Origin of the sequence: Sphingobacterium sp. ML3W (assembly GCF_000747525.1) — a bacterium.
In the GTDB taxonomy this organism is placed as follows: Bacteria; Bacteroidota; Bacteroidia; order Sphingobacteriales; family Sphingobacteriaceae; genus Sphingobacterium.
The window spans coordinates 1,732,088-1,753,627 of the sequence record NZ_CP009278.1 but is presented as its reverse complement, the minus strand read 5'-3'; the positions used below and the strand labels follow the sequence as shown (position 1 = coordinate 1,753,627).

The following is a 21,540-nucleotide window of genomic DNA, read 5'->3' as shown; positions in this document are numbered from 1 at the left end:
TACATTACAGCTCTTTGAGATGTTTATAGTTGGATTTTATGGTATCCAGTACTTCCTGCATCTTGCCGCCCAACATCAGCTTGGACATGGATTTTGCCATCCCCACCATTTGATCAAAATCTACTTTCGGAGGCATTGCTAATGCATTAGGATTGGTGAAAACATTTAGAAGAATAGGTCCAGGATGCGATAATGCAAATTCTACAGCATTCCTTACTTCCTCGGGTTTATGCACATTAATGCCTTTAAAACCCATAGCTTGAGCTATAGCAGCAAAATCAGGGTTCATCATATTGGTCTCATGATCTGGCAATCCAACAACTTCCATTTCTAATTTAACCATACCCAACGATCTATTATTGAAGACTATGATTTTAATTGGTAGTTGATACTGGTTGATTGTCGCTAAATCACCAAGCAACATGGACAAACCTCCATCGCCACACATAGCAATGATTTGTCTTTCAGGATGTGACAGCGCTGCACCTATTGCCATAGGCATTGCGTTGGCCATTGACCCATGATTGAAAGAACCTAACATCTGTCTTTTACCTGTCCCCGTAATGAAGCGAGCGCCCCAAACGCAGGTCATACCCGTATCAACGGTAAAGATTGCACTGTCGGTGGCGAGTTCGTTAATGCAGTGTGCCAAGAACTCTGGTTGAATGGTATCCTCTCCCCCCTGCTCTTCCATAAACATCCTCATATTATCTTTCACTTTCTCATAAATCTTCAATTGAGATTCTAAAAAGCTCGTATCTTCTTTTTGATCCAATAACGGTAATAGCGCCAGCAGGGTGTGTTTAATATCACCACATAACCCCATCTCTAGTTTTGCCCTCCGTCCTAATCGTTCCACTGCAGTATCAATTTGAATGATTTTATTATCTTCAGGCATAAACTTATCGTAAGGAAAATCAGTCCCTAATAACAAGACCAGATCAGACTCGTGCATACTCTGATAAGCTGATGCCTGTCCCAATAGACCTGTCATACCTATTTCAAAAGGATTATCATGTTGAATCCCCATCTTTCCTCTAAAAGAATAACCTACAGGAGCTAAAATCTTCTGTGAGAGTTCAACAACTTCACGATGGGCAGCTGTAGCACCAATTCCACAAAAAATAGTCACACACTTACTTGCATTGATTGTCTTAGCAAGAGCATCTAACTCATCATCAGAAGGTCGAATGACTGGATTTACACGAAACAACTGTGTAGATACTGACGAATCTTGAGCTTTCATCTCTAACACATCGCCCGGTAAACCGATGACTGCTACACCTTTCTGCCCAATCGCATGTTGTATAGCCGTTTGAATAATTCGAGGTGCTTGTTCGGCTGTAGTGATTAACTGATTATAACAACTACAGTCATCAAAAAGCTTGATGGTATTTGTTTCTTGAAAATATCCCATTCCCATTTCCGGGGTATTAATGGTAGACGCTATCACGATCATGGGAACATGAGAACGATGGGCCTCGTACATACCGTTGATAAGATGGATGTGCCCTGGGCCACAACTTCCAGCACAACAGGCTATGCCATCCAATTCAGCTTCAGCAGCTGCAGCATAAGCCCCCACTTCTTCATGCCTTACATGAATCCATTTGATTCGACCATCCTTACGGATGGCTTCATTAAAAAAATTAAGACTATCTCCCGTAACCGCATATACACGTTTTACACCTGCTTCAACAAGCATTTCAACCAATTGATCTGCAACAATCTTTGCCATATTAAGTTATTTAAGTCAATCGAGCCAATTTAATGCTCGGTCTTTAAATAACAATGAAAAGCACGATCAGTTTTAAAATCTTATGCAAAGAAACTTTACAGCAATTTACCCGCTAAAAATAAACCTGCAATGGTAAAGTAAATAATCAATCCAGATACATCCACCAAAGTCGCTACAAATGGTGCGGAAGCAGTTGCAGGATCTAAACCAAACTTCCGTAAAACAAATGGAATCACAGAACCAGACAAAGTCCCCCAAAGCACCACAAATAACAACGATATGGATACACTTAAGGCAATATACACCCAATAGACACCGTAATCATAGATTCCCAATTCTTGCCATACTAAAATCCTTAAAAAACCTATAATACCCAATATCCCTCCCAAAATCAATCCTGAAGAGATCTCCCGTTTCATCACATACCACCAATCTTTTAGCTTTATTTCGCCTAAAGCCATGGCACGAATAATCAAAGAAGCAGCTTGCGATCCCGAATTTCCGCCACTCGAAATAATTAATGGAACAAATAATGCCAAAACTACTGCTTTTTCTATTTCACCATCATAATAAGCCATTGCTGATGCCGTCAGCATTTCACTTAAAAATAAAATAACAAGCCACCCTGCTCTTTTCTGAATTAATTTCATCAAGGGCGTTTTTGTATATGCAACATCGAGCTCGTCCATACCACCAAAACGATGGATATCCTCCGTATCACGGTCTGCTATCTGATCCAACACATCATCAAACGTGACAATCCCCACCAAAACTCCATTTTCTGTCGTAATAGGAAGCGCACTTCGATCATATTTTTGAAAAATCTCAAACGCCTCCTCCATAGGTGTCGCTGCTTTTATAGCAGCAAAATTATAGTCGATCAATTCCGAAATTTTGGTATCAGCATCTGCCAATAACAACTCTCCTATTTTCAAATCATCAATCAACACATTATTTTCATCTACCACATAAATGAAATTTAATGTCTCAGCCTTTTTACCAAATAACTTAATATGCTTAAAAACATGCTCGACAGTAAAGTAAGGTCGAACTTGTACATACATAGGAGTCATCAGCCTTGCTATACTGTTCTCAGCATAACCAATCAATTTCAGAGCCAATTGCTTTTCCCGTTCATTCAATAGATTGATTAAATATTTAATCAAATTATCAGGTAAATCAGAAAACAATTGATTCCTAATATCGGGTTTCAAATTGTTAAGCAATTCAGTCAGTTGCGATTCGGAAAGAGAACGTGCTAATCGATATTGAACGTCCTTTTCCAAAAAGGAGAATATCTCGAGTTTCAATTCAAGATTATATTGATTGAATTGTTGATATAAAGACTCCTTATCTAATTTACCTAGAGCCTCAGCAAGATCTGCGGGATGTACTTTTATTTTTTTCCCCATAAACTTTTACTTTTTAGTGTCGCCGCTAAGATCTAAAGACTGAATTGCAAACATGATGTGCAAAAGTCTCAGAAATTAAGTTGACCAGGATTAAGCTCAATAGGCTCTTCTCCTTGTTGAAACAATCTTGCTGATAATGTACCTTTAAGTTGAATTTCGCCATTTTCGACATGCAACCAACTTCCTTCTCTTAATCCCAAAACTGCTTGACTATTGAATTGATGAAATTCATTTATCCGCGTTTCTCTTGTTTCTCCTTTATGGGTGGAATTGGGGTCTGGATCCAGATAATGTGGGTTGAGATTAAAGGGCAAAAACTGCAAGGCATCAAAACTAGGTGGATAAACAATGGGCATATCATTAGTTGTCCCTATCGTCAATCCCGTTAAATTAGATCCCGCAGAAGTACCTACATAAGGGACACCTGCCGCAACAGCAGTTTTCAAGTCGCCAATAAGATCCAATTCATACAGCGTTTTGAGTAAAAGAAAAGTATTACCTCCTCCTATAAAAATTGCTTTTGCCTGTTTGATTGCTTCCTTTTTATCCGAAAATGTATGTAAACCTTTTACTGCAATCCCCTTTTCAGCCAATGCTGATTGGACATTTACCGTATAATCATCATAAGAAATCCCAGAGGGCCTTGCATAGGGCACAAAAATCAATTCATCCGTTTGAATGAAGTCGACGAAATCATCCTTTATATAAGCTAAAAACGAACTTCCGTGAATTGTGCTCGTACTGATAACAAGCAATCTAAAATTACTATACATATTTAATATAATCTTACTAATCAAAAATCATTCAAATTTAGAATTTATTACCTTATTTCAACATAATTAAAAACGAACTTGAAAAATACTTATTGATTTAGAGATCCTGTGTTAAGAACCGGAGATACGGCTTTCTCACCGCACAACACCACCATTAAGTTGCTGACCATTGCAGCCTTCTTCTCATTATCAAGTACAACAATATCCTTCTCAGACAATTTCTGTAAGGCCATCTCTACCATACCTACTGCACCTTCCACAATTTTTGCTCGAGCAGCGACAATAGCTGTCGCTTGCTGACGTTGTAACATCGCTCCAGCTATTTCAGAAGCATAGGCCAGGTGACTGATACGTGCTTCTTTAATAAGAATACCTGCTGGTGCCAATCGGTCGGATAACTCCCGCTCTAATATTTGATTGACCATCTCACCACCTTCACGCAAAGTAATTGACTCTTCATTATTGGAGTCAACTTCCAAATTATCATATGGAAAACTACCGGCTAGATGCCTTACAGCTGCTTCACTCTGCGTATTTACGTAAGAAGTATAATTCGTAACATCATAAGTCGACTTATAGGTGTCTCCTACCTGCCAAACGATAACCGCGCCAATTTCAATAGGGTTACCCATTTTATCATTTACTTTTAAAGTCTGTCCTTGCAGATTATCCAATCTTAAACTAACATTTAAAGTTGAATACAAAGGATTGACAAAGAATAGTCCATTTTCTTTAACAGTTCCCACATAACGACCAAAGAAATTCAATACACGCGAATGGTTCGGGTTGATGATCATCAAACCTTTTAATAAGAACAATGCCGCTATTAAAAACAAAATACCCCCAAAAATATACCAGGGTGAACCGTCTGCTTGAACGAAAAACACAATAGCCAATAGCATAAGAACAATAGCCATTAAAAGAGCCAAATAACCGGAAAGTGGTTTGATTAATTTTTCCATAATTGTTTAGTTTATTATTGTTTCATATCAAACTTAGATAATTTTTTTTTATATATTATTGCATTTTATAAAACAAAATTTCTCGTTTGAGTCCGACATCACATCTACCACCAAAAATGATTTTCAGAGGAAATAGAGCATTTTAAGATTTCAGTCTTAGAAAATTCATGATATCAGAAAGAATTTTTAAATTCGTAGCAGAAGTTCATTATCAATATGTTAAAACAATCTTTCGCACCAATTGCAAACAATCATATTCAAATACTGATCTTAGGGTCATTACCAGGCGATAAATCCATTCAAGAAGGTGAATATTATGCACATCCTCAAAATCGATTCTGGAAATTAATAAAACTGATTTTTAATAGCACGGATTTTAAATCATATAACGAAAAGTTAGAAACGCTTTTAATAAACCAAATTGGACTATGGGATGTCTGTGCACAAGCGAACAGAAAAGGGAGTATGGATATCGCCATCGTTGAAGAAGAACCGAATAACCTTGCCCAATTCCTAATCGACCACCCACAATTGCACACCATAATTTTCAATGGTCAAAAGGCGCATCAACTCTTTAAAAAACATTTTAAAAGAACGGAGCACCATCAATATTACATATTACCAAGTACCAGTCCGGCAAATGCACAATATTCATTAGAAAAACTATTTAAAGAATGGGAAACTATCCTTAAAAAAGATTAACAAATATTTCCAGTAATAAAAGCATTAAATTCATAACGAATCATTATTTTTGCAGCAACATGTCAGATTTAAAATATAACCAAAGAGGTGTATCCGCAGGTAAAGAGGATGTACACAATGCTATTAAGAACATCGATAAAGGATTGTATCCTAAAGCTTTTTGTAAAATCATTCCTGATATTCTAGGTGGTGATGAGCAGTGGTGTAATATTATGCACGCCGATGGCGCAGGTACAAAATCTTCCTTGGCCTATGTTTACTGGAAAGAAACAGGTGATATATCTGTTTGGAGAGGTATAGCACAAGATGCAATCATCATGAATTTAGATGATTTACTTTGTGTCGGTGCTACAGACAATATTTTGCTATCTTCAACAATTGGTCGTAATAAAAATGTTATTCCTGGAGAAGTTCTTGCAGAAATCATCAATGGTACAGAAGAAATTCTAGCAGAACTCCGTGAAATGGGAATTGGCATCTACTCGACAGGTGGTGAAACAGCAGATGTAGGTGATTTGGTACGCACAATCATTGTAGACAGTACGGTTACATGCCGCATGAAGCGTGAAGATGTAATCTCTAATCATAATATCAAACCAGGTAATGTCATCGTTGGTTTGTCTTCCTCAGGAAAAGCGACTTACGAAAACGAATATAATGGCGGCATGGGTTCCAATGGCTTGACTTCAGCGCGTCATGATGTTTTCAATAAAAGTATTGCCGAAAAATATGCTGAAAGTTTTGACCCAGCTGTTCCTTATGATTTAGTTTTTGCAGGAAGTCAAAATTTAACCGACAAAATCACAGTTGAAACAGGTGAAGAAATTACTGCCGGAAAATTAGTGCTATCTCCGACTCGAACTTACGCACCCGTCATCAAAAAAATATTAGACCTTTACCGTCCTCAAATTGATGGTATGGTTCATTGTTCTGGTGGTGCACAAACGAAAGTATTGCATTTTGTTGATGGCGTACACGTCATTAAAGACAACCTATTCCCTATTCCTCCTTTATTTGAATTAATTCAAAAAGAATCAAATACCGATTGGAAAGAAATGTACAAAGTATTCAATATGGGACACCGCATGGAATTATATGTTTCTGAGGACATTGCAGCTGCAATTATTGCAATATCAGAATCTTTTGGTATACCAGCTCAAATTATTGGTCGCGTAGAGACATCTGCTACAAAACAAGTAACAGTAAAATCTCCTTACGGCGAATTTATTTACGAATAATAAAAATTAGAATAAGGCTTGATGTAATTTCAAGCCTTATTACTCCCTATAGCCATGAAAGATAAACTAATTGTGGGATGGAAGGAATCATTAGATTTACCAGAACTTGGTATATTTAATTTCGAAGCTAAAGTAGATACTGGAGCTGGGTCTTCTGTTTTACATTGTGAATCTTATGAAATCAAAATAATTGACAATCAAAAATGGATTGTTTGTCATATTATCATTAATTTTAAAACACAGGAACTACGCATATTTCAGTTCCCCGTTTATAAAGAAAAGATCGTTAAAAGTTCATTCGGTCACAAAGAAAAGCGTTATTATATTTTAACGAAAGCCAAATTATACAATCAATTATTCGACATTAAGTTATCTTTTAGAGACCGCTCTTCCATGCGATACCCCATGTTATTAGGAAAAAGCTTCCTAAGTAAAAAATTTATCGTTGATGTCTCACGATCAAATGTGTCCCAAAAATCCATTGGATAAAACTTATATTCGTACATATTTGTTTATAGACCAGTATTACAATTAAATCATTCTAATCATAGCAAAGTGAAAATCGCTGTATTATCAACAGTTAAAAGCTTATACTCGACACGTCGATTAGTAGAGGCCGCAGAAACACGTGGACATGAATGCGTTGTTATTGACCACAGCAAATGCTATGTGGGCATTCAACAAGGCAAACCAAGCATCCACTATAAAGGTCAGGATATTTCTGATATTGATGCAATCATTCCTCGTATAGGAGCTTCCGTTACTTTCTATGGTTCTGCCATTGTAAGACAATTTGAAGTTATGGACGTCATATCCGCTAATCCGAGTCAAGCAATCACCCGTTCGAGAGACAAGCTGCGTTGTATGCAAATTCTTTCTGGTGCAGGTATAGGACTTCCAATTACTGGATTTGCGCGTACCGCTTCGGATGTAGACGACCTTATCAATATGGTCGGTGGTGCTCCATTGGTCATCAAGTTATTGGAAGGAACGCAAGGCATTGGAGTTGTATTAGCAGAAACCAAAAAAGCAGCATCTTCTGTTATCGAAGCCTTCTATGGCCTAGGAAATAATATATTAATTCAAGAATATATTAAGGAAGCAAAAGGCACCGACATTCGTGCTTTTGTTGTTGGAGGAAAAGTAGTAGGTGCTATGAAAAGAACAGCCAAAGAAGGGGAATTTCGTTCGAATATCCATCGCGGTGGAACAGCCGAAATCATTAGATTAACGAAAAACGAACGCGAGACGGCAATTGCAGCAGCAGCTTCTATGGGATTAACAGTCTGTGGTGTTGACATGATGCCATCCGACAGAGGTCCACTCGTGTTGGAAGTAAACTCTTCACCAGGATTGGAAGGAATAGAAAAGGCGACGAAAAAAGATATTGCAGGCGAGATTATCCTGTATCTTGAAAAACAATATGAGTTAAAGATGGCCGCTAAACCAGTTGTTCGAAAAAAGAAGAAAAAACAAAGCAATTTATAAAAATCAAGGTTCCGTAAATGGAACCTTTTTTCATTCTCATAAAAGTTAGACAGCACGCATTTATCGTTATACAAATAACTAAATACCTTTTAAGAACTTCAAAACCTCATTTTGACAATTTAAGAACGATCAAATAAGAATATAGGGTTAAATTTGCCATTCAACATTACAATTAACATGAAGCTATTTCGATACGGGCCATTAGATCAGGAAAAAACAGGGATTCTTATTAACAATATACATTACGACACATCCGGATTCGGGGAAGATTACGATAATGATTTTCTTGCCAACAGCGGACTTGAAAGACTACAAGATTATATTAATAAAAATTTAAAAAATCTAAATCAAATTCCCGCTGATTCACGTATCGGCACTCCTATTGCAAATCCACGTAAGATTGTATGTGTGGGTCTTAATTATTCAGACCATGCAACAGAGACAGGGTTGAACCAGGAGCAAGAGCCCATTTTATTTTTAAAAGCTATTTCAGCATTAAATGGTCCCTTTGATGATATCATCATTCCGAAAAATTCTTACCATACAGATTGGGAAACAGAATTGGCTATTGTAATTGGAAAAAAAGGAAACCATTTTCCTATTGAAGAATCCAGCGATTATATTGCAGGATATGTCATGATGAATGATGTAACAGAAAGGCATTTTATGAAAAACAGAGGCGGAACTTGGGACAAAGGAAAAGGTTACAATACTTTTGCTCCATTAGGCCCTTACTTCGTCACCAAAGATGAAATTGAAGATGACGGAAATTTGCGTATCTGGTTAAAATTGAATGGAGAATTGATGCAAGAGGGGAATACAAAAAACTTCATTACTCCTGTAAAAGATCTTTTATCCTATATCTCCGATTTCTTTGGACTATTTCCTGGTGATATTATTTCTACAGGTTCACCCGCCGGAACAGGTATCGGACACATCCCACAACGTTTTTTAGTCGATGGTGATGTAATCGAATATGGTATAGATGGCTTAGGTATAGCTAAAAATACATTTGTCGATTATCGCAACACCTAACATGTTGATGAAATAGTAAAGCAAGCACCTGATGTATTCAGGTGCTTACTTTAATACATAGCGTGCCAATTATTTATAATTGATCATACCTCCAGCCAATTTTTTTTCTGACTTGTGGGCAGGTTTACCATAAACATCGATTACACCCCCTGCTCTTGTTTTGGCGACAATAGAATCTTTAGCATAAACTTCCGCTTTACCTCCGCCATTCACAGTCACATTGCTCACATCGGTCAGTAAATCTTTACCTTCATATTTACCTCCGAAATTAGAAATGACATCCTGCGTTATACTTTTTCCTATAAGAGAGATCGTTGAACCAGATGTTGCTTTGACATCCACCTTCTTAGCCTGTACATGCATAACAATCAAGCCCCCTTCAGCTGCAGACACGCTCAACTGATCGGATACAAGCTGATCAGCGTCTCTATTAATAAGCTTGGCTCCCTTCTTTGCTGACACACTTTTCAATGCATCGTAATAAACCTTTACATTAACATTATTACCCTGTAAGGCATTTAAAGTATTCATTTTTATACGCAGTGCCCCATTTGTATTGACAACTTGAATATTTTCGGAATTATCACCTTCTATCACAACCTCATTAGATTTTCCATGAATCAACTCCACTTGTATTTTATCCGTCACATCTACGGAATTAAAGGTTCCCACATTTTGCTTTGTTTGAGCAAAACCAAATTGCGCAATAAAATATAAAATCGCACCTAATCCTAATTTTTTCATATTCATTTATTGTTTTCGTGTAACTGTTCTGCAAAATATGCACCATCCTTGACTTTAGCACATAATTTAGCAGTTTTTAACAAAAAATAGACAAAAATAAAGCATTAAAAAAGCGCATGAAGTGAAATCCCTCCATGCGCTCTTAACAGCTACCAAAGGTAGCATGATCTGATATTACAATTTATTGTTAATATCGATTGCATTTAATTCTTCGAAAGCTTGTTTCAAACGTGTAACGAAAGCTTCTTCTCCTTTACGTAACCAAACGCGAGGATCATAGTATTTTTTATTTGGTGAATCAGCACTTTCAGGATTACCAATTTGACTTTGTAAGAAGTCATGGTTTTTAGCTTCGTATTCACGAACGCCATCCCACATAGCCCATTGCATATCTGTATCGATATTCATTTTGATAGCACCGTATGAGATTGCTTCTTCGATTTCTGCCGGAGAAGAACCTGAACCACCATGGAAAACAAAGTTTACTGGTTTTTGAGCTGTTAAATTGAATTTCTCACGAATATACTCCTGCGAATTATGAAGAATAACAGGTTGTAATTTTACGTTTCCTGGTTTGTATACACCGTGAACATTTCCAAAAGCAGCTGCTACAGTAAATTTATCAGAAATTTTCGACAATTCTTCGTAAGCATAAGCCACTTCTTCTGGTTGCGTATATAATTTAGAGCTATCAACATCAGAATTATCTACACCATCTTCTTCTCCACCTGTAACACCCAATTCAATCTCTATAGTCATACCTAGTGGTTTCATACGAGCAAGGTATTTTGCAGAAATTTCGATATTTTCTTCGATAGACTCTTCAGATAAATCTAACATATGAGAAGAAAATAATGGCTTACCATGTTGCGCAAAAAATTTCTCTCCAGCATCTAATAGACCGTCGATCCAAGGTAACAATTTCTTAGCAGCATGGTCAGTATGCAAAATAACAGCAACACCATAGTGTTCTGCTAATAAATGTACGTGTTGAGCAGCAGCTACAGCACCTAGAATACACGCTTTTAAACCATCATTATTTAATGTTTTACCAGCGTAAAATTGTGCTCCACCGTTTGATAATTGAATAATTACAGGTGAGTTAACTGCTTTAGCAGTTTCCATCACAGCATTGATTGAGTTTGTACCAGTAATGTTAACTGCTGGAAGTGCGAATTTATGCTCTTTTGCTAATTCGAACAACTCTTGTACTTGATCTCCTGTCAATACACCTTTAAAATCTTTTAGGCTCATATTATAATTTGCTTTTGATATTTATAATCTATTTATGGACTAAGGTAAAAAAAAATTATTGTTCTACATAATTTATAAAGTGTACATATTACACTAACCTTATTAATTAACCTAAAGATAGTGACTTCCTTCCATATTACTGGCTCTACTCATAATGATGACGGAAAACTGTTATACCTTCCCAATATCTGCATATAGCAACATCACGACTTGAAAAGGTAATTTAACTGGGAGATTATATGCTTTTAGCGCTACACTAAAGCCACTATTTCATTGCATAAGCATAACGATTACTATAGATAAACATATAAAATACATCCTAAAAATAACTTGTTGCTATATTCCGCTTGATTATATTGTTTATAAAGCTCAATTTATCTAAGTTTGGTTAAAAATATTGGATATTATGTTACACGTTTATGGAATCAAAAACTGCAACACAGTCAAAAAAGCAATTACTTGGCTAGCAGATAATCAATTAGACTATACTTTTCACGACTACAAAAAAGAGGGTATTTCGGAGGCGAAACTAATCGAATGGGAAAAAGAAATTAGCTGGGAAAAACTATTGAATAAGAAAGGAACCACTTGGAAAAAACTAGATGCCGACGAACAAGCAGCTGTCATCGATGCCAAATCGGCGAACTCAGTTTTGGCTAAAAACACCAGCATGATCAAGCGTCCAGTCATTGAAGGTGGTCAACAAATCTTGGTGGGTTTTGATGAAATTGAATACGCCTCTATCTTAAAATAATCGTTACAAACCGATTATTTATCAGAAATAATTTCACATTACATCTTTTCATACTATATTTAGAGCAGAACAAGCCTTACAATTAAGTATGAAAAGATTACCCCTACTATCAATAAGTATTCTGTCCTTATCAATCACTTCTTTAAGCTTTGCCCAACAAAAAAGCAATTATAGTTATACGGAAGCATTTGCACCTTTGTTTTTCAACAATAATGGTGATGAATTTCGCTCTGCAAGTGGAAAACCGGGACCAGCCTACTGGCAAAACAATGCCGATTATAAAATCACAGCCGCATTGGACGACAAAAAAAACAGCATTGCTGGAGATGTCGAAATAAACTATACGAATAATAGCCCTGATCAGCTTGATTATATTTGGTTACAGCTGGATCAGAATATGTTTTCAAAGGAAGGTCGCGGCCAAGCCATTTCTCCATTAACGAAAAGTAGATATGGAGATGCCAATAATAATTTTGATGGCGGTTACACAATCTCTTCTGTCACCGACTTAACGGGAAAAGCTATAGAATACATCATTACCGACACCCGAATGCAAATTAGACTTCCTCAAGCATTAGCTTCAAAAGGAGGAAAAGCTGGTTTTAAGATACAGTATTCCTATACCATCCCAGAATATGGTGCGGATCGAACAGGTATCCTACCAACAGCTCAAGGCAATGTATACGCGATAGCACAATGGTTTCCAAGGCTTTGTGTCTATGACAATATTCGCGGATGGAATACCCTCCCCTATACCGGTCCTGGTGAGTTCTATCGGGAATTTGGAAATTATCAGGTCGAAATTACTGCTCCAGCCAATCATATCGTAGTATTGGGCGGCGAATTGCTTAATCCACAAGAAGTTTTCACTGCAGAGCAACTCAAAAGATATGAAAATGCAAAAACAAGTGACCAGACCATTATTATACGTTCTGCACAAGAAGTAGCGCAAAAAAATTCAAGACCAAATAAAAAGAGCTTGACATGGAAATACAGTCTTAATAATGCACAGGATATTGCCTGGGCTTCTTCTTCTTCTTTTATTTTGGATGCCGCACGAATAAATTTAGCTAGCGGAAAAAAATCACTTGCCATTTCTGCTTATCCAGAAGAAAGTAACGGCAATAATGCTTGGGAACGTTCTACAGAATATACAAAGGCAGCAATCGAACATTATTCAGATCAGTGGTATGAGTATCCTTACCCTGTTGCCGTTAATGTGGCTTCAAATGTAGGAGGTATGGAGTACCCAGCGCTATCCTTCTGTGGCAATAGAGCTAAAGCAGGCTCATTGTGGGGAGTGACCAACCATGAATTTGGTCATAATTGGTTTCCAATGATTGTTTCCAGCAATGAAAGAGAATTTGGATGGATGGACGAAGGATTCAATACATTTATTAACGAAATTGCTACTGAAAGTTTCAATAATGGTGAATACGCTAAAAAAGTAGGTGACCCAAACAGTCAAGCTGTCCGTTTTACCGACCAAAGATTAGAATCTGTTATGAACACGCCGCAAAATATGAATGAACGAAATATCGGGATTTTAGTATACTATAAACCGGCCTATGGATTAAAACTTTTACGCGATGAGATTATTGGTAAGGAGCGTTTCGATTTTGCCTTTAAAAAATACATTTCAGATTGGGCCTATAAGCACCCTACTCCAGAAGATTTCTTCCGTTCCATCGAAAATGGAACCGGTGAGAATTTAAATTGGTTTTGGCGCGGTTGGTTTATCAATAATTGGCAGGTAGATCAAGCGATTAGCCAAGTATCTTACTTAAAAAATGATCCATCACAGGGTGCAATCATTACCGTTCAAAATTTAGAAAAACTTCCCATGCCTGTTGTCATAGAGGCAACAACAGCCTCTGGAAAGAAAATCCGAAAAAAACTACCGGTAGAAATTTGGGAAAGAAACCAATCGTTCGATTTCAAGATAGATTCTAAAGAACCTTTAGTATCTGTCCAGTTAGATCCTGATCATGTATTTCCAGATCATGTTCCTGAAAATAATAGCTGGACTGCTAAATAAAAAACTTAAATGTCATATGTAAAAGAGCATATGACATTTTTTTGTTAAAATAATTAATTTTTGAAAGATATAAGTACTTATTATTATGTATTTTTGATTATAAAAAAGAACAAATGACAGCAGCATTCATACAGCGTTTAAGCATCTTGACAATCTTAGCCTTCAGTAGTATGTTAGGAAAACTACATGCACAGGAAAAAGTCAAAGGTATCGCAATGGAATTGGTGACTAGCCAGACCATCGGTGGGGTTTCTATTAAAAATGTAAGAACAAACACGGAAGTACTGACCGATCAGAATGGAAATTTTGTAATCGACGCTCAATTAGATGATTATTTAGCAATCGAATCGACCGGTTACCAAAAAGACACTGTATTTGTGTATGACTTCGGTGTAAAAAGAGTTTATTTAAATAAACTAAACACGGCTATTGAATTAAGTGAGGTAGTTATCGAAAGAATGACCGATAGTAGATTGAACGCTGAAATACAAACAGCAAAACTAGCCGGTAAATACGCTGATATCGGTAAAGAACGTGGTGGTATCCGAATATCTCCTTCGCGCGTTTTCAGTAAGGAAGCAAAAAAAGCACGTCAAAGCTATAAATTACTGGTCGAAGAGCAACAGAAAAGAGCAATTGACCGTAAGTTCTCAAGCGATCTTATTCAGTCCTTGACTCCTCTTGTCGATCCTGAACTGGCTTTATTCAAAGAACAATACAGACCAACTTACAAATTCGTCGAACACGCATTAAATGAAGATATAAAATTGTACATTATGGATTCGTACAAAAAATTCAAAAGTAAAAAATAAAGGTATTTTTTACTTCTTAAAAATGCTACATATTAAAAAGCTTTTAACTGTATTTCAGTTAAAAGCTTTTTTTTTACGTTTATTTATAACGCTATCCCGTCCCAGTATAATCGTTCCATCATTTTTTTTATACTTCCCTTAATTGTTTTTTAATTACAAGAGGAAGAATCAGCGCTTGAGAAGCTAAAATCAGATTCCATATTTCCAACGGAAGGCAATATAATTCGACAACATATGCTAAATAATGACTGCTAAAACGGTATGAAATAAACCTCCTAAAGGTTGTTCAAATAAGGTATATTTTCTCTGAAAATCATTTCTCGATGGAAAAGGAGAAATCGACAATTGCGTAGCAATCATAAGTTCCAAATAAAAAGAGTCGAACGAATAAATTTATTTTATATATGACAAAAATAAAATTGTAAATAAAACAAATTTATCTAAGTTTGACTTTGAAAAGACAAATATTACAATTTTAAAACCACTATAACTTAAAATATCTTATGCTTTTTAAAAAATCAATTAGCAAACTAATAGCAGAGGCGGATCTCAATGGTCAAGCTACCTTAAAACGTACACTTTCCAGTTCCGGTCTTATTGCATTAGGAGTAGGTGCCATTATTGGTGCCGGACTATTCTCATTAACAGGTATCGCTGCTGCTGATCATGCTGGCCCCGCTGTTGTGCTCTCTTTTATCATTGCAGCAGTCGGCTGTGGGTTTGCAGGATTATGTTATGCAGAGTTTGCATCGATGATACCGGTTGCGGGTTCAGCATATACCTATTCCTATGCGACTATGGGCGAATTTATGGCTTGGATCATTGGCTGGGATTTGGTCTTAGAATATGCGCTAGCAGCAGCTACAGTATCTGTGAGTTGGTCGCAATATTTCAATCAGCTCCTAATAACTTTAGGTATAGAGCTTCCAAGTCAATTTTTACACGGTCCTTGGGAAGGCGGTATTGTGAATGTACCAGCCATCGTCATTGTTTGTTTGCTTTCCTTGCTCTTGATGCGCGGAACAGAAGAATCTTCTTTTGTCAATAATATTTTGGTGATTTTAAAAGTTGCTGTTGTTCTCATTTTCATCGTATTGGGTTGGGGCTTCATAGATGATGCCAACCACACTCCTTTTATACCGATCAACCACGGCGAAGAGCTTGTGAAAAGTGGTCAATTAAGTTTCTGGAGTTTCCTTCAAAGTGACGATTTTGGACATTATGGCTTTAGCGGAATTTTACGTGCTGCGGGTGTCGTATTCTTTGCTTTTATAGGTTTTGATGCCGTGAGTACTGCTGCTCAAGAAGCGAAAAACCCTAAAAAAGGAATGCCAATTGGTATTATCGGTTCCTTGATTATCTGTACGTTATTATATGTACTCTTCTCTTATGTATTAACAGGATTAGCACCGTATACTGAATTTAAAGGTGACGCCAAACCCGTTGCAACTGCCTTTGCTAAAACAGGATATACATTCTTAAATACCGCTTTAATCGTCACTATTATTGCTGGATATACTTCCGTTATCCTAGTGATGCTTTTAGGGCAAAGTCGTGTTTTTTATTCCATGAGTAAAGATGGTTTATTACCTAAAGTATTCTCTGACCTATCAAAAAGACAAACTCCATGGAAAACCAATCTTATCTTTATGGTTTTTGTCAGTATTTTTGCAGGATTTGTGCCGGTTTCAGATTTAGGTCATATGGTAAGTATTGGTACTTTATTTGCCTTTACCTTAGTTTGTATCGGTATTCTTGTTTTACGGAAAACAGAACCTAACTTAGAACGGCCCTTTAAAACACCATTTGTACCACTAGTACCAATCTTAGGGATTTTGGTCTGCGTATTGATGATGGCTTCATTACCAGTCGAATCTTGGGAACGTTTAGGTATTTGGATGTTGATCGGGGTTGTCGTCTATTTTGTATATAGCAAAAAGCATTCAGTCATACGTAAAGAATATGCTGAAGAGCAAAAATCAAAAGAATAAAACAAATAGGCTGCTTCAAAAATGAAGCAGCCTATTTGTTTCGGGTATTATTATTTTTCCATCCCTGATAGGCACGGAAGACCTCCATCCTATTTATCTGCAAGTTCGACTTCAGTCACAATATAAACGTCTTCGTTTTCTTTCTTCATTTTATATTTTTCACGCGCTATTCTTTGCACTTCACGTTGGTCAGATCGAATATTAGTGACGGTCTCAATGATTTGTTCATTTTCCTTTTCATAAAAATCTTTTTCCCGTTCTAGATTACTCTTCTGGTGCTGATAACTGTATTGTGTCGCAAAATCATTCCGATCAAAAAAACACATCCATATCGTAAAAGCGATACCAGCTAAAAAGTATTTATTTCGAATAAGTGCTAAAAATCTATCCATAATACAAAAGTAATATTAAAGATCTATACATGCTAAATCTCTATTAAATATAGAAACATTTCTTTAAAATCAGCCACAATTTCACTTAAATGCTTTTCATTTATGGAAAAAGTAAATGACCGTCATCTATTAATGAAGAAGAATAATCTTATCTTTAACCCTATTATTGAATAGAATCGAGCAAATGAAATATTACCTTATAGCTGGCGAAACATCGGGAGATCTGCATGGTGCAAACTTAATCAAAGCACTAAAGATCGAAGATTCGGACGCTACTTTTAAAATAGTGGGTGGAACGGAAATGGAAGAGGCTACGGATCAAAAAGCATTGATTCATACCGCAGATATGGCCTTTATGGGTTTTGTAGAAGTTCTTAAAAATTTAGGTACCATCGCAAAAAACCTTAAAAAGGTCAAAGCAGACATCATCAAGGAACAACCTGACTGTGTTATCCTCATCGACTTTCCTGGCTTTAACCTTAAAATTGCAGAATTTGCAAAGAAGAATGGCCTAAAAACCTGTTATTATATCTCTCCTAAAGTCTGGGCCTGGAATCAAAAACGTGTCGTCAAAATCAAGCGTGTCGTGGACCATATGTTCTGTATCCTCCCTTTTGAAGTGGATTTCTATAAAACATGGAAAATGCCAGTTGATTACGTTGGCAATCCGCTATTGGATGCCATTTCTGCCTATAAATTCAATCCTAATTTCATTCAGGACCACCAGCTAACGGATAGGCCAATCATAGCCCTATTGCCCGGAAGCCGTAAAATGGAAATCGCCAAGTTATTACCCATCATGGCCAATTTAACTTACCTTTTCCCAATGCATCAATTTGCCATAGCCGGAGCACCTAATTTCAATCAAGCCTATTACCAACAGTATATAGGTGATCAGCAAATTCCTGTCGTATTTAATGCCACTTATGATTTGCTCAAAAATGCCGAAGCAGCAGTGGTAACAAGTGGAACTGCTACACTAGAAACAGGGATCCTAAAAATCCCTCAAGTCGTAGTCTATAAAGCCAATGCCATATCGATTTGGATAGCGAAGCTGGTGATCAAAGTCAAATTCATTTCATTGGTCAATCTGATTAATAACTATCTTTCTGTTCGTGAGTTGATTCAAGAAGATTGCACAACCTACGATATCGCACAAGAATTAGATCAACTTATCAATAAACCAGAATACCGCGCGAGCGTAATGGAAAACTATGAGGAACTTGCCGAAAAATTAGGCCAACCAGGGGCATCAAACAAAACAGCTAAATTAATTGTTCAGTATTTGAAGTAGCGCATTAAACCTTCAAAAACGCTATTCGTCAAATGAGTGTTGTTTAACATAAATTACTAATAGCCATGAAAAAAATAATTGCAATGTTAGCTTTTGCCTTTTTGGCATTTCAGTCACATGCTCAAAGCAATGTTGAGCACATCAGCAAGTTAGAGATTGGGAAAAAGGCTAAAAAAGTCTATAATAACAAATCATCTGACTCGACTATTAATTTACATATTGATACCTTAATAATGGGAGATAAAGCATCCTTGATGTTTTACGGGAATAAAAATGTCAATTTGAACATTGGTCACGCCATTATTAGCAATAATGCTTCCATTTCGGGAACAGATAGCAAGAACAATGGTGCTAATTTTGATATTCAAGCAAATTTCCAAAAGTTAGGTTCTCTTTATATCATAGCAAAAGGAGATAATGCCTTTAATGGAACAAAAACATACCCAAATGGAAATGGTGGGAATGTGAAGTTAACACTTGCTGAAAATAGTATCGTACCACAGCGTGAAAATAAAAAGCAACCGAATTATCTTCAAATTGCAAATGAAGGTGGAGGGAAAAATGTCAATGCCACAAGTGACCTGAGATCAATTTATGATCGCGTGAGACAGGCTCCTGGAGGGCTGAGAGGTCTTCCTCAAGGACAGATTTACTCAGGAAGTCCTGGAGTAGATGGAAAAACTGAAATTATCAGTATCAAATAAAAAAAGCGAGCTATGCTCGCTTTTTTTATTTGATACTCTTTTATATTATCGACAGCCTTGTTGCTTTAGTTCATAGGCTAAAACAAGTTTTGTCATTCGATCATAACGGGCCATGCCCTCCTGTTGATTATTGTGCTTCAAATAGCCATTATAGAAGATTCCTGATGCAGTATTGATCCAGCCTGTATAATTACTCCAAAAAGCAGCTTCCTCCTGTAAATCACTTAATACACCCTTTGAGAGGCGATTTTTAAAACTCAAAAATAACCCTTCATCAATCCCCCTCAACTCTTGCAACATATAAGTCGTCGTTTGCAAATAATTTGAGTAGCGATAGAAGGCTTCCGAATGGTTTCTCAACCGTACATATGCAATAAAATTAGCTTCATCCTCAAATCCTATCCCTTGTTGATGAGCAAGTTCATGAACATAAGTAAAAGGGCTGGAAACCACGGGCATTTCCGTATTCACATGTGCTTCATGCGTAAAAGGATTAAAATATCCAGAAACGCCAAAATAGGACACCAAAGTACTATTGAGCGGGCCTTTCGCACGGATGAGTGTTGTGGAAAGGAAAGATTGAAATGTCGTGTCTGTACGAACCAATTCTTCCATATCCCTTTTTATTTTCTCTCCATGATCTTCCCATTCTTTTGGATTTATTCCCGCTCGTAATGTGTTCGTTGAATCTAAACTCTGCTCCAGAAGCACCAAATAATCGGCCAGTTGGAGACTATCGGTATCCAAACCTGCATTTTCTGTAATCGGAGCCCGATAATAATGCATTCCCCAACTACTATAAAAATACAGATATAATCCCAATACAACATTTAAAAGGCAAATAAAGGATTTAATCGCATGAATATAATTCTTTCTCAATAAATTTTTAAGCGCACACACAGCTATTCCAACTAGGGAAACCACGATGATTACATAGCATATATCTCCAATACTAAAAGGTATAAATCCGAAAATAGCCTGCGGAACATATGAAAATAAGGGATACCACAATCGTGAAAAATAGCGTTCGACTAAAGCAGTCTGCCCTTCCATATAGGTCAAAATACCAATAAGAAGCAACAGGATAGCAAAACATAGCAGAGGCTTACGTAATATCGTTTTCATCTAATGATTAGCTTTCATTTTCAAAATATAATTTATAGTAATTCATCCCTTTTTCCTCATCAAATCCTTTCTCGATATATTCTCGTTTCCCATGTAAATAAACATGGAAATTTTTATCTAATTTTAAGACGGTTTTATAAGACGTTTCCATTTTTTTAACGGCTTTATCAGCGATATCAAAACTACTTTGAAAAGGAGACTCAAACTCATCTTCAAATCCAGACCTAAAATCTTTAAACAAACTCGCCGCAATTGGATTCCCGATAACCTCTACCTCAAATTCCTCTTGGTCAAAGGTTTCTTTCTCCTTGAAATAATTCATGGACTTATTGAGTAAATCAATTTTATCTGCTTTTTCCAATTCAAACATATCATCTAGTTTTTCATTGACAAAGTTTTTATAGACTTTCAGATAGTTGCCTGTTTGATTAAAGTCATCGTTACGAATTTTTATTTTCAAGAAATCATCCTTCCAATACACAGCTTCTGTTTTGTTGGTTTGATCCACAATCAGCACCTTGTATCCCTCTTCCTCTTCTACATTTACTATAATAACTCCCTTATCTAATTTATTGATATTAATCGCCTCTTCCTCATAATCCAATTGAAAACCACCTTGGTTAGGATAGACCTTTAAATACGTTTCCTTATTCTCAGATTTAAAAATGCCGATTGCATCGTAATTCTCACCCTCAATCTGTACATTTTTCAAGGATACGACATAAACTTCTCCCGGTTTAATCTTCGGGTGCATACAAACTTCGTAAAGATGTTTGGCCACCTGTTGTGAAAATTCATGAAAAGACAACTGACCTTTAAAAAACTGCTTCGTGAAATAATAGATCTCATTCAACTCCAATTCTTCATTGGGATGGAACAAACGATAGACTTCATTCACTTTTGCAAACGGACCCATAAAATATTGCATTAATAAAGGCGGTAAGACTTCATCGTTTTCCAATGGAACAGGTTGTTCGGATAAAATATAAAACTCTTCTTGCGACTTGTTTCCTACGCGATGAATAGAAAGTTGCTCAAAAGTTGCATCTTGATGAAAAAACATATTTTTTATTTAAATTTTATT

Annotated in this window: 20 protein-coding genes; 11 read left to right on the top strand and 9 right to left on the bottom strand. The window is 36.6% G+C overall.

The features are described from left to right. Window positions 1-4: 4 nt before the first annotated feature. The 4 genes from KO02_RS07550 to KO02_RS07535 all read right to left on the bottom strand — a co-directional run bounded on the left by KO02_RS07550 (window position 5) and on the right by KO02_RS07535 (window position 4,885). Window positions 5-1,738, bottom strand: coding sequence for a thiamine pyrophosphate-dependent enzyme (locus KO02_RS07550; protein WP_038697214.1), 1,734 nt, complete (start codon window positions 1,736-1,738; stop codon window positions 5-7). A 95-nt stretch (window positions 1,739-1,833) separates the two neighbouring features. After that, entirely contained in the window at window positions 1,834-3,150 is a 1,317-nt protein-coding gene (gene mgtE, locus KO02_RS07545; RefSeq protein ID WP_038697212.1) for a magnesium transporter, read from the bottom strand. A 68-nt stretch (window positions 3,151-3,218) separates the two neighbouring features. Next, entirely contained in the window at window positions 3,219-3,923 is a 705-nt protein-coding gene (pepE, locus tag KO02_RS07540) for a dipeptidase PepE (protein ID WP_038697210.1), read from the bottom strand. Between the two features lie 89 nt (window positions 3,924-4,012). Beyond that, the gene (locus KO02_RS07535; RefSeq protein ID WP_038697208.1) at window positions 4,013-4,885 is read right to left on the bottom strand and encodes an SPFH domain-containing protein; all 873 of its coding nucleotides are present in this window, start codon (window positions 4,883-4,885) and stop codon (window positions 4,013-4,015) included. A gap of 216 nt (window positions 4,886-5,101) precedes the next feature. On the opposite strand from KO02_RS07535, the gene KO02_RS07530 reads away from it, so the two are divergent. The 5 genes from KO02_RS07530 (at window position 5,102) to KO02_RS07510 (ending at window position 9,348) form a co-directional block, all read left to right on the top strand. Further along, window positions 5,102-5,587 (top strand): DNA-deoxyinosine glycosylase, encoded by a 486-nt coding sequence (locus KO02_RS07530; protein ID WP_038697206.1) that lies wholly within the window; start codon window positions 5,102-5,104, stop codon window positions 5,585-5,587. A gap of 59 nt (window positions 5,588-5,646) precedes the next feature. Further along, window positions 5,647-6,825, top strand: coding sequence for an AIR synthase related protein (locus tag KO02_RS07525; protein ID WP_038697204.1), 1,179 nt, complete (start codon window positions 5,647-5,649; stop codon window positions 6,823-6,825). A 54-nt stretch (window positions 6,826-6,879) separates the two neighbouring features. Then, window positions 6,880-7,314 carry an ATP-dependent zinc protease gene (locus KO02_RS07520; protein WP_038697202.1) on the top strand — a complete coding sequence of 145 codons (435 nt, stop codon included), beginning with the start codon at window positions 6,880-6,882 and terminating at the stop codon, window positions 7,312-7,314. Window positions 7,315-7,380: 66 nt separating this feature from the next. Further along, the gene (gene rimK, locus KO02_RS07515) at window positions 7,381-8,313 is read left to right on the top strand and encodes a 30S ribosomal protein S6--L-glutamate ligase (protein ID WP_038697200.1); all 933 of its coding nucleotides are present in this window, start codon (window positions 7,381-7,383) and stop codon (window positions 8,311-8,313) included. 177 nt (window positions 8,314-8,490) lie between these two features. After that, window positions 8,491-9,348: a fumarylacetoacetate hydrolase family protein gene (locus KO02_RS07510; protein ID WP_038697198.1), complete on the top strand. Its 858-nt coding sequence runs from the start codon at window positions 8,491-8,493 to the stop codon at window positions 9,346-9,348. A 69-nt stretch (window positions 9,349-9,417) separates the two neighbouring features. Here KO02_RS07510 and KO02_RS07505 read toward each other — a convergent pair whose 3' ends face one another. Beyond that, a complete protein-coding gene (locus KO02_RS07505) occupies window positions 9,418-10,092 on the bottom strand; it encodes a head GIN domain-containing protein (RefSeq protein ID WP_038702293.1) in 675 nt (224 codons plus the stop codon). A 174-nt stretch (window positions 10,093-10,266) separates the two neighbouring features. Beyond that, window positions 10,267-11,346 carry a class II fructose-bisphosphate aldolase gene (gene fbaA, locus KO02_RS07500; RefSeq protein WP_038697196.1) on the bottom strand — a complete coding sequence of 360 codons (1,080 nt, stop codon included), beginning with the start codon at window positions 11,344-11,346 and terminating at the stop codon, window positions 10,267-10,269. A gap of 406 nt (window positions 11,347-11,752) precedes the next feature. Between fbaA and KO02_RS07495 the strand changes: the two genes are divergently transcribed. From KO02_RS07495 to KO02_RS07480, 4 genes are all read left to right on the top strand, one after another. After that, window positions 11,753-12,100, top strand: coding sequence for an arsenate reductase (locus KO02_RS07495; protein WP_038697194.1), 348 nt, complete (start codon window positions 11,753-11,755; stop codon window positions 12,098-12,100). Window positions 12,101-12,188: 88 nt separating this feature from the next. Continuing rightward, the gene (locus KO02_RS07490) at window positions 12,189-14,138 is read left to right on the top strand and encodes a M1 family metallopeptidase (protein WP_038697192.1); all 1,950 of its coding nucleotides are present in this window, start codon (window positions 12,189-12,191) and stop codon (window positions 14,136-14,138) included. Window positions 14,139-14,251: 113 nt separating this feature from the next. Continuing rightward, window positions 14,252-14,950 (top strand): hypothetical protein, encoded by a 699-nt coding sequence (locus KO02_RS07485; protein WP_038697190.1) that lies wholly within the window; start codon window positions 14,252-14,254, stop codon window positions 14,948-14,950. 503 nt (window positions 14,951-15,453) lie between these two features. Then, window positions 15,454-16,941 carry an amino acid permease gene (locus KO02_RS07480; RefSeq protein ID WP_038697189.1) on the top strand — a complete coding sequence of 496 codons (1,488 nt, stop codon included), beginning with the start codon at window positions 15,454-15,456 and terminating at the stop codon, window positions 16,939-16,941. Window positions 16,942-17,030: 89 nt separating this feature from the next. Here the strand turns inward: KO02_RS07480 and KO02_RS07475 are convergent, their stop codons facing one another. Further along, window positions 17,031-17,333: an FtsB family cell division protein gene (locus KO02_RS07475; RefSeq protein ID WP_038697187.1), complete on the bottom strand. Its 303-nt coding sequence runs from the start codon at window positions 17,331-17,333 to the stop codon at window positions 17,031-17,033. Window positions 17,334-17,517: 184 nt separating this feature from the next. Between KO02_RS07475 and lpxB the strand changes: the two genes are divergently transcribed. Both lpxB and KO02_RS07465 read left to right on the top strand, forming a co-directional pair. After that, a complete protein-coding gene (gene lpxB / locus KO02_RS07470) occupies window positions 17,518-18,627 on the top strand; it encodes a lipid-A-disaccharide synthase (protein ID WP_038697185.1) in 1,110 nt (369 codons plus the stop codon). A gap of 65 nt (window positions 18,628-18,692) precedes the next feature. Then, window positions 18,693-19,331 (top strand): hypothetical protein, encoded by a 639-nt coding sequence (locus KO02_RS07465; protein WP_038697183.1) that lies wholly within the window; start codon window positions 18,693-18,695, stop codon window positions 19,329-19,331. A gap of 45 nt (window positions 19,332-19,376) precedes the next feature. Here KO02_RS07465 and KO02_RS07460 read toward each other — a convergent pair whose 3' ends face one another. Continuing rightward, complete coding sequence (locus KO02_RS07460) at window positions 19,377-20,456, bottom strand: DUF3810 domain-containing protein (RefSeq protein ID WP_038697181.1); 1,080 nt, start codon at window positions 20,454-20,456, stop codon at window positions 19,377-19,379. A gap of 7 nt (window positions 20,457-20,463) precedes the next feature. Further along, window positions 20,464-21,519, bottom strand: a complete 1,056-nt coding sequence (locus KO02_RS07455) for a nucleoid-associated protein (RefSeq protein ID WP_038697179.1) — start codon at window positions 21,517-21,519, stop codon at window positions 20,464-20,466. Between the last annotated feature and the right edge of the window lie 21 nt (window positions 21,520-21,540).

Excerpts from the sequence above, each read along its gene's own strand:
- KO02_RS07475 (WP_038697187.1), bottom strand. The coding sequence starts at position 17,333 with ATGGATAGATTTTTAGCACTTATTCGAAATAAATACTTTTTAGCTGGT.
- KO02_RS07480 (WP_038697189.1), top strand. The coding sequence starts at position 15,454 with ATGCTTTTTAAAAAATCAATTAGCAAACTAATAGCAGAGGCGGATCTC.
- mgtE (WP_038697212.1), bottom strand. The coding sequence starts at position 3,150 with ATGGGGAAAAAAATAAAAGTACATCCCGCAGATCTTGCTGAGGCTCTA.
- KO02_RS07485 (WP_038697190.1), top strand. The coding sequence starts at position 14,252 with ATGACAGCAGCATTCATACAGCGTTTAAGCATCTTGACAATCTTAGCC.
- pepE (WP_038697210.1), bottom strand. The coding sequence starts at position 3,923 with ATGTATAGTAATTTTAGATTGCTTGTTATCAGTACGAGCACAATTCAC.
- KO02_RS07520 (WP_038697202.1), top strand. The coding sequence starts at position 6,880 with ATGAAAGATAAACTAATTGTGGGATGGAAGGAATCATTAGATTTACCA.
- KO02_RS07505 (WP_038702293.1), bottom strand. The coding sequence starts at position 10,092 with ATGAAAAAATTAGGATTAGGTGCGATTTTATATTTTATTGCGCAATTT.
- KO02_RS07535 (WP_038697208.1), bottom strand. The coding sequence starts at position 4,885 with ATGGAAAAATTAATCAAACCACTTTCCGGTTATTTGGCTCTTTTAATG.
- fbaA (WP_038697196.1), bottom strand. The coding sequence starts at position 11,346 with ATGAGCCTAAAAGATTTTAAAGGTGTATTGACAGGAGATCAAGTACAA.
- KO02_RS07490 (WP_038697192.1), top strand. The coding sequence starts at position 12,189 with ATGAAAAGATTACCCCTACTATCAATAAGTATTCTGTCCTTATCAATC.
- KO02_RS07525 (WP_038697204.1), top strand. The coding sequence starts at position 5,647 with ATGTCAGATTTAAAATATAACCAAAGAGGTGTATCCGCAGGTAAAGAG.
- lpxB (WP_038697185.1), top strand. The coding sequence starts at position 17,518 with ATGAAATATTACCTTATAGCTGGCGAAACATCGGGAGATCTGCATGGT.
- KO02_RS07530 (WP_038697206.1), top strand. The coding sequence starts at position 5,102 with ATGTTAAAACAATCTTTCGCACCAATTGCAAACAATCATATTCAAATA.
- KO02_RS07465 (WP_038697183.1), top strand. The coding sequence starts at position 18,693 with ATGAAAAAAATAATTGCAATGTTAGCTTTTGCCTTTTTGGCATTTCAG.
- KO02_RS07495 (WP_038697194.1), top strand. The coding sequence starts at position 11,753 with ATGTTACACGTTTATGGAATCAAAAACTGCAACACAGTCAAAAAAGCA.
- KO02_RS07460 (WP_038697181.1), bottom strand. The coding sequence starts at position 20,456 with ATGAAAACGATATTACGTAAGCCTCTGCTATGTTTTGCTATCCTGTTG.
- KO02_RS07550 (WP_038697214.1), bottom strand. The coding sequence starts at position 1,738 with ATGGCAAAGATTGTTGCAGATCAATTGGTTGAAATGCTTGTTGAAGCA.
- KO02_RS07455 (WP_038697179.1), bottom strand. The coding sequence starts at position 21,519 with ATGTTTTTTCATCAAGATGCAACTTTTGAGCAACTTTCTATTCATCGC.
- KO02_RS07510 (WP_038697198.1), top strand. The coding sequence starts at position 8,491 with ATGAAGCTATTTCGATACGGGCCATTAGATCAGGAAAAAACAGGGATT.